The organism is Jiangella endophytica (assembly GCF_003427025.1).
GTDB lineage: Bacteria > Actinomycetota > Actinomycetes > Jiangellales > Jiangellaceae > Jiangella > Jiangella endophytica.
Genome location: NZ_QVAI01000002.1, coordinates 231,525 through 244,056 on the forward strand (window position 1 = coordinate 231,525; position 12,532 = coordinate 244,056).

Below are 12,532 nucleotides of genomic sequence, written 5' to 3' on the forward strand. Positions count from 1 at the left end.
TCCCCACCGTCCTCGCTATTGAGGTCAGAAAGTGGCCGGAATGGATTCTAGCGTGGTTCCCATGAACGCCACCATGATCCAGACCAGCGACCTGACCAGGCACTTCACGGTCAAGAAGGACGTCGTCGAGGCCGTGCGCGGGCTCGACCTGCACGTCGCGGAGGGCGAGCTGGTCGCCCTCCTGGGACCGAACGGCGCCGGGAAGTCGACGACGCTGCGCATGCTGACGACGCTGATCCCGCCGACCTCCGGCACCGCGACGGTCGCCGGCTACGACGTGGTCGACCGGCAGCGCGACGTGCGCCGGGTCATCGGGTACATCGGCCAGGGCAACGGCGCGGCGCACAGCCAGCGCGGCCGCGACGAGCTGGTCAGCCAGGGCCGGGCGTACGGCATGAGCGTGCGCGACGCGAAGGCGCGTGCGGACGAGCTGGTCGCGTCGCTGGACCTCGCCGCCGTCGCCGAGCGGCCGGTGTCGTCGCTGTCGGGCGGGCAGCGACGGCGGCTGGACATCGCGATGGGCCTCATCCACGCGCCCCGGCTGCTCTTCCTCGACGAGCCGTCGACCGGGCTGGACCCGCAGAACCGGGCCAACCTGCAGGAGCACATCCTGAAGCTGCGCGCCGAGCACGGCACGACGATCGTGCTGACGACGCACTATCTCGACGAGGCCGACGCGATGGCCGAGCGGGTCATCGTCATCGACCACGGCACCGTCATCGCCGACGACACCCCGGCGCGGCTGAAGGCCGAGCACTCGGGCGACCTGATCACGCTCGGCTTCGGCTCCGCCGCGGACGCGGGACGGGCGGTGACGCGGCTCGGCGCGCTCGCGGATGCGGCCGTGAGCGCCGACGGCGCGGTGGTCGAGGTGCGGGTGGCGGGCGGACCGCGGCTCGTCCCGGGGGTCCTCCGCGACCTCGACGCCGCCGGCATCGCCGTCGAGTCCACCGCCGTCAACCGGCCCACCCTGGACGACGTCTTCCTCAACCTCACCGGGCGCAGCCTGCGCGAGGGCGTCGTCACCACGTCGACCGAGGAGGTCGCGGCATGAGCGGCACGACCATGATCACCGACACCGTCACCGTCTTCAGCCGCGAGCTGCGGCCGGTCCTGCGCGACCCGTTCTCCGTCGTGTTCAGCATGATCCAGCCGCTGGTGTTCCTCGGGCTGTTCGCGCCGCTGCTCCCCGAGGTCGAGGGCGGCTCCGCGCTGCAGTGGTTCGTGCCCGGCATCGTGGTGATGTCGTGCCTGTTCAGCACATCGTTCACCGGATCGAACCTGCTGTTCGAGATCCAGACCGGCGCGCACGAGCGGATGCTGGTGACACCGCTGCGACGGCCGGCGCTGATCGTCGGCCGGGCGCTGAAGGAGATCGTCCCGATGATCGTGCAGACGGCGATCATCGTGCTGGTGTGCGTGCCGTTCGGCTTCGACCTGCACGTGCTGGGTGTCCTGGCCGGCGTGGCCATTCTGGCCGTCATGGCCGTGGGGCTGGGCGCGCTGTCGTACACGCTGGCGCTGGCGTCGAAGAACACCGAGTGGATGTTCTGGACCGTGCAGCAGACCGTGCTGTTCCCGCTGTTGCTGCTGGCCGGCATCCTGCTCCCGGTCGACGACGGGCCCGGCTGGCTGCGGGCGCTGTCCAGCGCGAACCCGCTGGCCTACGTCGTCGACGCGGAACGGGCCCTGTTCAACGGCGAGTTCCCGGCGTCGACCGTGCTGAGCGCCGTCGTCGCCTCGGTCGCCGTCGCCGCCCTCGGTCTGGCGGTCGGGACGCGGGCGATGCGGCGCTCGTCCTGAGCAAGGCTGCGCGGCCGGCCGCAGGGTCTGACGTCAGTCCCTAAGGTGGTCGCATGGGCGTCATCGGGGTCGGCTACGAAGGGCACACCATCGAGTCCTTCGTGGCCGGCCTCGCCGCGTCCGGGGTCGGGCTGGTCGCCGACGTGCGGTTCACACCGATGTCGCGCAAGCCCGGCTTCTCCAAGCGCGGCCTGGCCGCGGCGCTGGCCGGCGCCGGCATCGACTACGTGCACCTGCCCGCACTGGGCAACCCGAGGGACAACCGGGTGCCGTTCGCCGCGGGCGACCCGGCGGCGCGGCAGCGCTACGCGGACCGGCTGGCCGAACCGGAGGGCCGCGAGGCGCTGGACCTGCTGGCCGGTGAGTCCGAGACCCGGCTGGTGGCGCTGCTGTGCCTGGAGGAGGACCAGTCCCGCTGCCACCGCCAGGTCGTGCTCGACCGGCTCGGTGGAACGGCCCCAGGTCGCCCGGACGACCGGTAGGCGGGGCTCGTCGACAACCTGGTCGACAAGGCTGGTCGACAGGCGGCCGGCTCCGCTGCGTCGGCGGGCGCCCGATGCGACGGCGCCCGCACGTGTGTCGGCGTCGGCCCGACCCGGCAGCACGCCGACACGGCAGGGCGGCGACGCAGCAGCGTTCGCCGACGTTGTCGGTGCCCGCCCATAGGGTGGGCCCCCTCCCAGCCGGGCGGGTTGCGTCTTCGGTCACGCGCCGCGCACGAGCCGGGCCGCCGCGCCCCACCCGCGAGCCAGGCCGCCGCGCGCCACCCACCGGCCGAGCCGCTGCACGGCCACCCATCGGCCGGGCCGCCGCGCCCGCCGTCCGCCCTCGTCAGCTCGCGGCGAGGTGCGGAGCGGGGAAGACGCCGTGCGGGTCGCGGTCGCGCTTGACCGCGGCCAGGCGGGCCAGCGTCTCCGGCGGGAACGCCTCGTGGGCCAGCGCGGCGGCAGCCGGTCCGCCGAGGAAGTTGAGGAACCGCAGGCCAGTGCTCCAGGGCCGCAGCCGGTCCAGCACGGCCTCCGTCGCCACCGGATCCAGGCCGAGGGCGGCCAGGCTGAACTCCGCCGTGCCGTGGTCGAGCGCGCGCGGATGCTCAGGCCGGCGGGGCAGCGCCCCACCCAGGCGCCGCACGTCCACCATGATCACGCCACCGGGCGCATCCGGACCGGCCACCTCGACGAGTGCGTCCACGGCGGCGTCGTCGAACGAGGCCAGCAGGAGCGAGCGCTCGTCGTAGGGGATCGGCTCGGTCGGGTCGTTGTACACGGCGCCGATCGCGGCCGGCGACAGCGGCGCGACGGTGTCGGCCAGCGGGCCGAGGCCGCGCAGCGGCCGGACCAGCGCGGCGCCGTCGTCCGCGTCGCCGGCGTACGCGATGCGGACGTGCGCCGTGAGCGGGCCGCCCGGTAGCCGCACGAACGCGAGCGCGGTGTTCATCGCCTCGGGCAGCTCCGCCGACCACGCACGCCACGCGTGCGCCACCGTCGCCACCATCGCCGCCGACTCGGCCGCGAAGATCAGACCGCCTCCGTACAGCCGAGGCAGCGGCACCAGCTCGACCTCGGCCGTCGTCACGATGCCGAAGCCGCCCTTGCCGCCTCGCAACGCCCAGAACAGGTCGGCGTTCTCGTCCGGGCCGGCGGCGACCAGCTCGCCGTCGGCCGTGACCACCTCCAGCCGGCGGACCCGGTCGGCGCCCCAGCCGAACGTCCGGCCGAGCACCGGCAGGCCACCGCCGAGCAGGTACGAGACCGCGCCGACCAGCGGCGAGGATCCGCTGAGTGGCGCCAGACCGGCGGCCGCGGCCGGCTCGATGACCTGCCGCCACCGCACGCCGGCCTCGACCCGGGCGAGCCGGGCGCCCGCGTCGAGCCGCACGCCGTCCAGCCGCCGTGTGCCGACCAGCACCCCGCCGTCCAGGGGAACGCCGGCGCCGTGGCCGGTCGCCTGTGCCGTGACCCGCAGACCGTGGTCCGCGGCGAACCGCACCGCTGCCGCCACGTCCGCCGCCGAGACCGCACCCACGATCAATGCGGGCCGCTGATCGACGGCGAGGTTGAAACCGGACCGCTCGCGGTCGTAGTCGTCGTCGCCCGGCCGCAGCACGGGCCCGTCGATGCGGCGGGCGAGGCCGGCGACCGCCGGCCGTGGTGTCGTGTCCATGATCTCGATCCCACCCGAGCCGCGCCCCCCGGACCAGGCCGAGGACGCACGTACAGTTATCACTGACCGTGATGAATGCGAATGTCCCGGGGAGGCCCGTGGAGCTGCGTCAACTCGCCTACTTCGTCGCCATCGCCGACGAGGGTGGGTTCGCCCGCGCCGCGGAGGTGCTGCACGTCGGTCAGCCCGCCGTGAGCCAGCAGCTGCGCCGGCTGGAACGCGAGCTCGGCGTGGTGCTGTTCGACCGCACCACGCGCCGGGTGCGGCTCACCGCCGAGGGCGACCGGCTGCTGCCCGAGGCGCGGGCCGTGCTGGCCGCCGCCGACCGCACCCGCCGGCTGGCGGCCGATCTCGCCGGCGCCGGCTCGCTGCGGCTCGGGACCAGCCCCGCGCCCGGGCGCCGGCTGCCCACGTTGCTCGCCGCGCTCGCCGCTCGGGAGCCGCGGCTGCGGGTCCGGCTGAGCACGGTGAAGCTGGCCGACCGGCTGGCGTCCGTGCGGTCCGGCGTACTGGACGCCGCTCTGGTCCGCGACGTCGACGACGCACCCGGGCTGGAGCTGCTCGCGCTCTGGGACGACCCCGTCCTGGCGGCGCTGCCGAGCGGGCATCCGCTCACCACCGGTGACACGGTGCGGCTGCGTGATCTGGGCGGCCTGCCGGTCCGGCTGGCCGATCCGCGCGCCAATCCGCCGTTCCATGGCCTGATGACCGCCGCGTTCCGAGCCGCCGGCGTCGATCCGCCCGCCGGCCCGCCGTTCACGTCGTTGCGCGAGACGCTCGCCGATCTCGCCCATGCCGCGCCGTCGTGGACGCCGTTCTACGAGGTCGGTCCCCCGCCGCCGATGCCCGGCGTCGCCTACCTCCGCGTTGAGGCACTGGTCTCGACGACGTACCTCGCCGTGCGCGCCGAGCCGCCGCCGGCCGCGATCCGGCAGTTGCTGGCCGCCGCGCGCGACCTCGAACCGCTCTAGGGTGCCTCCTCCACGGTGCGCTGGAACACCAGGCAGTAGTCGCCGGTGAGCCACTCGGGCTGCTCGTCCCAGCACAGGAACGTCTCCTGCCGGAAGGTCAGGTGCCGGCCGACGATGCGGCCGACGTCCCAGGCGAGGGTGGTCGCGACGCCGTCGTCGATCATGTTGCCGACGTTCAGGACCAGGTGCCCCCACGGCCGCAGCAACCCGGCGACCTGGCCGAAGATCTGCTCCAGCTCGCCGAGGTATTTCTCGTAGTCGCCGTCGAGGGTCTCGTAGGCGTTGAGCGGATTCTCCGGGTGGTTCTCGAGCGTCATGTACGGCGGCGACGTGAAGCACAGGTCGACCGGCCGGTCCACCAGCGCCGCGACGTTGCGGGCGTCGCCCGTGATGATCTCGCCGCTGCCGCCGAGCCGGCGGCGGATCATGTCGGCCCGGTCCGGCAGCAGTTCGACGCCCAGACCGGACCGGCCCATCCGCTCGGCGACGACCAGGGTGGTGCCGAACCCCGCGAACGGGTCGAGCACCAGCTGACCGGGCAGGGAGTACTCGGCGATGACCGTCTCGGCCAGGTTCTCGGTGAAGTGGACGTTCTCGTCGGCCTCCACGTAGCGCTCGTTGACGAGGTCGTCCATCCACTGCTGCAGCCAGGGCCTCATGCGGTCCATCTTGCTGGACCGGCCGCCGCCGCGCTCCTCGGACCCGGCCCGTACGCTGCTCGCTGTGAGCGCGGAGCGGTCGAACTGGGCGGGCAACGTCACCTACGGCGCGGCACGGATCCACGCGCCGTCGTCGGTCGAGGAGCTGCAGGATCTCGTCGCACGAACCGAGCGGATCCGGGCCTTGGGCAGCCGGCACTCGTTCAGCGACGTCGCCGACACGACCGGCGAGCTGGTGTCCGTGGCCGGGCTGCCGGCGCGGATCGACGTCGACGCGGCGGCGCGGACGGTGACGGTCGCGGCCGGGCTGCGCTACGGCGACGTCGCCGAGGAGCTGCACCGGCAGGGCTGGGCGCTGCACAACCTCGGCTCGCTGCCGCACATCTCGGTGGCCGGCGCGGTCGCGACGGCCACGCACGGGTCCGGCGACGGCAACGGCAACCTCGCGACGGCGGTGGCGGCGCTGCACCTGGTCCGCGCCGACGGCGAGCTGGTGACGCTGCGCCGCGGCGAGCCGGACTTCGCCGGCGCGGTCGTGGCGCTCGGTGCGCTCGGCGTCGTGGCGGCGGTGACGCTGGACGTCGTGCCCGCGTTCGACGTGCGGCAGGTGGTCTACGACGACCTCGCCCTGGACACCGTCGCCGAGCGGTTCGACGAGATCTTCGCGGCCGCGTACAGCGTCAGCGTGTTCACCGACTGGGCCGGCACGACCCGCAGCTGGGTCAAGCACCGCACCGGCGACGGCGAATGGACACCGGACCCGGCCTGGATGGGCGCACGGCTGGCCGACGCCCCCCGCAACCCGGTCCCCGGCATGCCGGCCGTCAACTGCACGGAGCAGCGCGGCGTGCCCGGCCCGTGGTACGACCGGCTGCCGCACTTCCGGCTGGAGTTCACCCCGAGCAGCGGCGAGGAGCTGCAGTCGGAGTTCCTGGTGCCGCGCGAGCACGGCGTCGAGGCGTTCGGCGCGATCTCGACGCTGGCCGATCGCATCGCGCCGGTGCTGCAGGTCTGCGAACTGCGCACGGCCGCCGCCGACGACCTCTGGCTCAGCTCGTCGTACGGCCGCGACGTCGTGGGCTTCCACTTCACCTGGAAGAAGGACCCCGACGGCGTCCGCCCGGTGCTGGCCGAGATCGAGCGCGCGCTGGCCCCGTACGACGCCCGGCCACACTGGGGCAAGCTGTTCACCGTCGCGCCCGAGCAGGTGCGCGAGCGCTACCCGCGGCTGGCCGACTTCCGCCGGCTGCGCGGCGAGTACGACCCGGACGGGCGGTTCGGCAACGTTTTCCTCGACCGTTACGTCGGTTGACCTCGGCAGTCACGGAACCTGTCGCTGACCACCGCCGTCGAATCGGTCATGAGGCGGTGGTTTGCCGGCCTTGTCTCTTTGGGCATGCTCGCCGGTTGCTCGTTCGGTGCTGACGACGAAGAAGACGGTGCGATCGCCGTCATGGGGCTGACGTCCTTCGATGCTTGTGAGGACGTCCTGGATCACCTGAAGGACGAGGCGCGCGACAGGGTCGGGCCGTGGGGGCTGGGCGGCAACGAGATGATCGCCTACGCGGCGGACGGGGCGGCGCGCGTCGACGGCGCGGAGTCGTTCGCGGCCGAGGACAGCGGCGGGCAGGCGCCGGCCCAGCCACACTCCGCCACCAACGTGCAGGAGGCCGGTGTCGACGAGCCCGACATCGCCAAGACCGACGGGCGGCTGCTGGTCACCGCCGCCGGCGGCGACCTGCGCATCATCGACGTCACCGGCGCGGCCCCACGCGAACTCGGCCGGCTCGCGCTGGTCGAGGGTGCCGAGCAGGAGTACGCCGACGCGACGGTGTTCCTGGCCGGCGACCGCGTCGTCGTGCTGGTCAGGCAGAACACGATGATCGCCTACGACGCCGCGGTCAGCTACTACCCCGGCGGCGGGCCGCCGTCCACGACCGCGGTGCTGGTCGTCGACATCTCCGATCCCGCGGCGCCGATGGTCGAGTCGCGGCTCGAGGTCGACGGCAACTACCTCGACGCCCGCATGATCGACGAGACCGTGCGACTGGTCGTCACCTCCTATCCCACCCTCGCCTTCCCGATGACGGAGGAGGACCTGAACCGGCCGGAGGACGAGCTCACCGAGCGCAACCGTGTCGTCGTCGAGGAGTCCACCATCGGCGACTGGCTGCCGTCCTACACGTTCACCAGCGGCGACGCCGAGCCCGTGACGGGGCAGCTGGTCGACTGCGAGCGGCTGAGCCGGCCCGACGACTTCGCCGGCTACTCCACGCTCAGCGTGCTGACGTTCGACCCGGCCGACGGACTGAGCCCGGACGAGACGGTCGGCGTGCTGACCGACGGCGACACCGTCTACGCCAGCCAGGACCGTCTCTACGTCGCGACGACCCGATGGGGCGACCCGTTCGGGGCGGACGACCGCGCGATCAGGCCGATGCCCCGGCCCGGCGAGATCACCACCGGCATCCACGCGTTCGACATCACCGGCAACGTGCCCGCGCGGTACCTGGCCTCCGGCGAGGTCGAGGGGCGCATCATCGGCCGGTACGCGATGTCCGAGTACGAGGGTGTGCTGCGGGTGGCCACGACGCTCGACTCCTGGACCGGCACCACCGACACCAGCGAGAGCCGGCTCTACACGCTCGAGGAGAGCGACGACGGGCTGGTCCGGCTGGGACAGGTCGGCGGACTGGGCAGGGGCGAGCAGATCTACGCCGTCCGCTACTTCGGCGACACCGGCTACGTCGTCACGTTCCGGCAGGTCGACCCGCTGTACGTGCTCGACCTCTCCGACCCGGCGAACCCCTCGGTCACCGGCGAGCTGAAGATCACCGGGTACTCGGCCTACCTGCACGACGCCGGCGACGACCGGCTCATCGGCGTCGGCCAGGAGGCCTCTGCCGAGGGGCAGACCATCGGCGCGCAGGTCTCGCTGTTCGACGTCGCCGACCCCGCGGCCCCGGCGAAGCTCGACGGCCACGTCGTCCCGGACGCGTGGTCGCAGACCGAGTGGGACCCGCAGGCGTTCCTGTTCTGGGCCGACACGGGTCAGATCGTCGTGCCGATCGAGACGGCGACGGGGTCCAGCGCCCTGGTCGTCCAGCTGGGCGACGACACCGTCACCGAGCAGGGCCAGGTCAGCCGCACCGAGGCGCCGCGCGACGGCTGGACGTGGCTGCGCCGCACGATCGTCGTCGGCGACACGCTCTACACGGTGTGGCAGGACGGCGTGCAGGCGAACGGGCTGGCCGACCTGGAGCCGCGCGGCTGGCTGGCCTTCGGCTAGCCGAACGGGGTCGCGCCGGCGCTCGCCTCCGCCTCGGCGGCGCACGCCTCGTCGAGCGTGGCGAGGTAGTCGTCCAGCGGCTCCAGCCCGGCCTCCGCCCGCCGCTCGTCGACCGTGTCCGGGTCGGCGAGCGGCGCGGGCTCCGGGACGCCGTCGACGCAGGCGATCTGCGTGCCGTACACCTGCTCGCCGCCGGTGTTCAGCCCGACGCGGTCCTCGAGGTAGGCCAGCTCACCGGGGTCGGCGAGGCCGGCCTCGGCGGCCGGCCGCATCAGCTCCAGCGCCCGCTGCTGGAACGCCGGATCGAGGTCGGAGTGTTGGGCGATCACCCAGGCCGCGCTCGCGCCGTCGGTGCCGACCAGGTCCGAGCCGGGCCAACCGTGCTCGTCGACGATCTCGGCCAGCCGGTCGGTGCGCTCCTGGTCGTTCCACTCGGCGACGTCGCCGGAGCGCTCGGCCTGGTCCTGCTCCATCATCGCCAGCAGCTCCGTGCGCAGCTCCTCGTCCCGCTCCCGCTGCGTGGCCGACGGCGTCGGGCCCGCGTCGCCGTCGTCGCCCGCACACGCCGTGACCAGCAGGACCAGCAGCAGCAGCGCCGTGCGGATCATCGAGTCAGTATGGCCGGGCGACGACACCGCGGGAACCCATAAGGTTCGTGGCGTGACCGACATGACCGACCTGACGGCGGCGCAGTGGGCCGCGGTGGTCCCCGAGGCCCGGTTCGAGGAGTCGCGGCACGAGTTGGACGAGCGCGTGCTGGCGGTCGCGCCGGACTACGCCGACACGGTGCACCGGGAGCTGAACCTGCTCGCGTCGGCCCTGCGCACGCCTGTGGCCACGCCGGTCGGGACGAGCCGCTGGACGCGGCTGCTCCGGCGCGAGCTGATGGTGTTCAGCACGTTCGTCGTCAGCATCGGCGCGGTCTTCACGTTCGATCTCGCCCTCAGGGACCTGGAGCTGGTCCTGACCCACAGCCTGGTGGGCGCCCTGATGCTGGTGAGCACCGGGTGCTGGGTCCTCTGGGTCTGGCCGGTCCTGCGCGGCCGGCCGGTGCCGGAGCGGAAGGACCTGTTCTACGCGGCCGGGTACCAGGCGCTGATCACGGTCGCGGTCGCCGTCCGGATGCTCGAGGCCGCGGGGGGCGACGGCATGCAGCTGGGCTGGGTCGTGGTGTGCGTCCTGTGCGCGGCGGTCAGCGTGCTGGTGCTGTTCCTGCTGCTCCGGGCGAGGACACGGCCGCCGCGTGGGCCGGAGGACCCGGAGACCCGGCGGCTGCGACGGCGGCGTCAGCTCGAGAGCGCGACCCTGGCAGGCCAGGACCGGCTGCTCGACGCGTTCGAGCACCTGCCGGCCGATGACCAGGCGGCGTTGCAGGCGGAGTACACCGCCGCCATGGCCGTCCTGCGCGACCGCGGCCTCGACACCACCCCCGCCGGCGAGGAGCCGGTGCCCGGCTCGGCACTGCTGCGGCGGCGTGCCGACGAGCTGACCAGGCTGGACGGCGTGGGCTAACGATCGGTGTTCGCGCCGCAGAGCACGATGCACGGCAGCTCGCCGGGGACCCGCCCGGCCAGCCAGGCGGCGAACGGCACAGCGGCGGCCGGTTCGACCAGCAGCCGGAACTCGTCCCACAGCCGGTCCCGCGCGGCCAGCAGCTCGTCGTCGGTGACCAGCACCGACCGCACCGGCGCCGCCGTCAGGATCATGAACGGCAGCTCGCCCACCCGGGTGGCGCCCAGCGCCGACGACGCGACCGAGTCGACCGCCGCGTCGACCGGCTCACCCGCGGCCAGCGCCTGGTGCAGGGCGCTGCAGTGCTCCGGCTCGACGGCGACGGTGGTGCGCCCGCCGGCGGCCAGCGCGGTGCCGGCCGCCAACCCGCCCCCGCCCACCGCGACCGCCACCGCGTCGACGTCCGGCGCCTCGGCCACCACCTCGGCGGCGACGGTGCCCTGACCGGCGATGACGTCAGGATGGTCGTAGGCGGGCAGGTACCGCGCACCGGGTGCGGCGGCCGCGTCCGTCGCCGCCGCGGCCGCCTCGGCGTACGTGCCGCCGTGCCGGATCAGCCGTGCGCCGGTCTCCTCGATGCGCCGCGCCTTCGTGGCCGGCACGGTCTCCGGGACGTACACCGTCGCGGGCAGTCCGAGCAGCCCGGCCGCCGTCGCGACCCCGAGGCCGTGATTGCCGCCGGACGCCGTCACGACCTGCTCCGGCCGGTCGCCGCCGAGCAGCGCCGTCAACGCACCGCGCAGCTTGAACGATCCGCTGCGCTGCAGGTGCTCGAGCTTCAGCAGCAGTGGTCGCCCGTCGAGCTCGGCGCGCAGCAGCGGCGTGTGGCGGATGTACGGGGCGATGGTCGCCGCGGCGGCGGCCACGGCGGCCGGACCGGGCAGGTTCGTCGACGTCGTCACCGTCCCACCTTGTGCCCTTCCGGCTCCAGGCGCCACGTCAGGGTCCTGATGTCGCGCACGGCGAACAGCGCGGCCGTGCATCCCACCAGGCCGGCGACGCAGCCCCACAGCACCGGGGCGGGGCCGATCCGGTCGGCCACCGATCCGCCGAGCAGGTACCCGACCGGCACCAGGGCCAGCTCGCTGAGCTGCCCGATCGACGTGACCCGCCCGATCAGCCGCTCCGGCACGTGCTGCTGCCGCGCGGTCTCGAAGAACACGATCGACAGGTCGAGCGCCAGCCCGCTGATCGCCATCGGCACCAGCACCCAGGCCAGGTGCACGTCCAACGCCAGCACGGCGAGCGGCAGCGGCCAGGCGAGCAGCACGGCCACCGTCGCGAGCATGGGCCGGCGCGGCCGCCACCGCAGCGCGACCAGCGAGCCGGCCAGCATGCCGACCACGAACGCCGACACCGCCCAGCCCCAGAACTGAAGGCCGGCCGGTCGCTGGGCCGCGATCACCGGTCCGAGCAGCTGGTAGCCGGCCAGCCAGAGCGGGACGCCCACAGCGCCGGACAGCAGGTAGGTCCACATCCACGTCCGCCCGGCGACCGCCGCCCCACCCTCTCGGGCGTCCGCCCACCACGTCGCCGGCGCGGCCCGGACCACGCCCAGAGGGAGGGTCGCCAGCACGACGGCACTCGCCACGAACGCGGCGCCGGCGCCGATCAGCACCGGTCCGAAGCCGACGGCCGCGGCGAGCACCCCGCCCAGCCCGGGCACGCCGACCCGGGCCACGTTCACGACCAGGCGGTGCCACGCGTTGGCGGACTGCCGCGACTCCGGCGGCACCAGCTCGACGACGATGCCCTGCAGCGCCGGCTTCGTGGCCGCGGCCGCCGCACCGGACACGGCGGCCGCGGCGACGAACGCCACCATCGGCACCCGGTCCGGCGCGATCACCAGCAGCAGACCCATCGTCGTCTGGGCGACGGCGAGCGCGACGTTCGCGGCGACGACGACCCTCCGCCGAGGCGCACGATCGGCCAGCACCCCGGCGACCGGCAGCCCGAGCGCCTGCGTCAGCACCGACGTCGTCAGCACCAGCCCGACGGCGAACGCGTCGCCGCCCGCGTCGAGCACGGCGAACGCCAGCACGATCGTCGCCAGTGTGCTGCCGGCCAGTGAGAGTCCGCGGCCGGCGAGGTAGCGCAGGAACGGGCCGCGCCAGGACTGCGCCGCGGCCGGCACC

At 73.9% G+C, this 12,532-nt stretch carries 12 protein-coding genes; 7 read left to right on the top strand and 5 right to left on the bottom strand.

Features of this window, described 5'->3' with window-relative positions; all coding sequences use genetic code 11:
* Positions 1 to 73 precede the first annotated feature (73 nt).
* From DZA62_RS05435 to DZA62_RS05445, 3 genes are read left to right on the top strand one after another with little or no spacing between them, the layout of a single operon-like run.
* On the top strand, positions 74 to 1,054 hold the full coding sequence (locus DZA62_RS05435) for an ATP-binding cassette domain-containing protein (RefSeq protein WP_116948143.1): 981 nt from the start codon (positions 74 to 76) through the stop codon (positions 1,052 to 1,054).
* Positions 1,051 to 1,803: an ABC transporter permease gene (locus tag DZA62_RS05440; RefSeq protein WP_116947777.1), complete on the top strand. Its 753-nt coding sequence runs from the start codon at positions 1,051 to 1,053 to the stop codon at positions 1,801 to 1,803. Before DZA62_RS05435 ends, DZA62_RS05440 begins: the two co-directional genes overlap by 4 nt.
* 53 nt (positions 1,804 to 1,856) lie before the next feature.
* Positions 1,857 to 2,285, top strand: a complete 429-nt coding sequence (locus DZA62_RS05445) for a DUF488 domain-containing protein (RefSeq protein ID WP_116947778.1) — start codon at positions 1,857 to 1,859, stop codon at positions 2,283 to 2,285.
* 349 nt (positions 2,286 to 2,634) lie between these two features.
* Here DZA62_RS05445 and DZA62_RS05450 read toward each other — a convergent pair whose 3' ends face one another.
* Positions 2,635 to 3,966 (bottom strand): FAD-binding oxidoreductase, encoded by a 1,332-nt coding sequence (locus tag DZA62_RS05450; RefSeq protein ID WP_116947779.1) that lies wholly within the window; start codon positions 3,964 to 3,966, stop codon positions 2,635 to 2,637.
* Between the two features lie 98 nt (positions 3,967 to 4,064).
* On the opposite strand from DZA62_RS05450, the gene DZA62_RS05455 reads away from it, so the two are divergent.
* Entirely contained in the window at positions 4,065 to 4,937 is an 873-nt protein-coding gene (locus DZA62_RS05455) for a LysR family transcriptional regulator (RefSeq protein WP_116947780.1), read from the top strand.
* On the opposite strand, the gene DZA62_RS05460 is transcribed toward DZA62_RS05455, so the two are convergent.
* A complete protein-coding gene (locus DZA62_RS05460) occupies positions 4,934 to 5,596 on the bottom strand; it encodes a DNA methyltransferase (RefSeq protein ID WP_157987498.1) in 663 nt (220 codons plus the stop codon). The two genes, DZA62_RS05455 and DZA62_RS05460, sit on opposite strands and share 4 nt — an antisense overlap.
* A 64-nt stretch (positions 5,597 to 5,660) precedes the next feature.
* On the opposite strand from DZA62_RS05460, the gene DZA62_RS05465 reads away from it, so the two are divergent.
* Both DZA62_RS05465 and DZA62_RS05470 read left to right on the top strand, forming a co-directional pair.
* Positions 5,661 to 6,908, top strand: coding sequence for a D-arabinono-1,4-lactone oxidase (locus DZA62_RS05465; protein ID WP_232827268.1), 1,248 nt, complete (start codon positions 5,661 to 5,663; stop codon positions 6,906 to 6,908).
* A gap of 141 nt (positions 6,909 to 7,049) precedes the next feature.
* The gene (locus DZA62_RS05470; protein ID WP_157987499.1) at positions 7,050 to 8,885 is read left to right on the top strand and encodes a beta-propeller domain-containing protein; all 1,836 of its coding nucleotides are present in this window, start codon (positions 7,050 to 7,052) and stop codon (positions 8,883 to 8,885) included.
* On the opposite strand, the gene DZA62_RS05475 is transcribed toward DZA62_RS05470, so the two are convergent.
* Entirely contained in the window at positions 8,882 to 9,493 is a 612-nt protein-coding gene (locus tag DZA62_RS05475) for a DUF6624 domain-containing protein (RefSeq protein ID WP_198663447.1), read from the bottom strand. The two genes, DZA62_RS05470 and DZA62_RS05475, sit on opposite strands and share 4 nt — an antisense overlap.
* Before the next feature lie 52 nt (positions 9,494 to 9,545).
* Here DZA62_RS05475 and DZA62_RS05480 point away from each other — a divergent pair, with 52 nt between their 5' ends.
* Positions 9,546 to 10,397: a hypothetical protein gene (locus tag DZA62_RS05480; RefSeq protein WP_116947784.1), complete on the top strand. Its 852-nt coding sequence runs from the start codon at positions 9,546 to 9,548 to the stop codon at positions 10,395 to 10,397.
* On the opposite strand, the gene DZA62_RS05485 is transcribed toward DZA62_RS05480, so the two are convergent.
* Positions 10,394 to 11,299 (bottom strand): serine/threonine dehydratase, encoded by a 906-nt coding sequence (locus DZA62_RS05485; protein ID WP_198663448.1) that lies wholly within the window; start codon positions 11,297 to 11,299, stop codon positions 10,394 to 10,396. The two genes, DZA62_RS05480 and DZA62_RS05485, sit on opposite strands and share 4 nt — an antisense overlap.
* Positions 11,296 to 12,531 (bottom strand): MFS transporter, encoded by a 1,236-nt coding sequence (locus DZA62_RS05490; protein ID WP_116947786.1) that lies wholly within the window; start codon positions 12,529 to 12,531, stop codon positions 11,296 to 11,298. Before DZA62_RS05490 ends, DZA62_RS05485 begins: the two co-directional genes overlap by 4 nt.
* Between the last annotated feature and the right edge of the window lies 1 nt (position 12,532).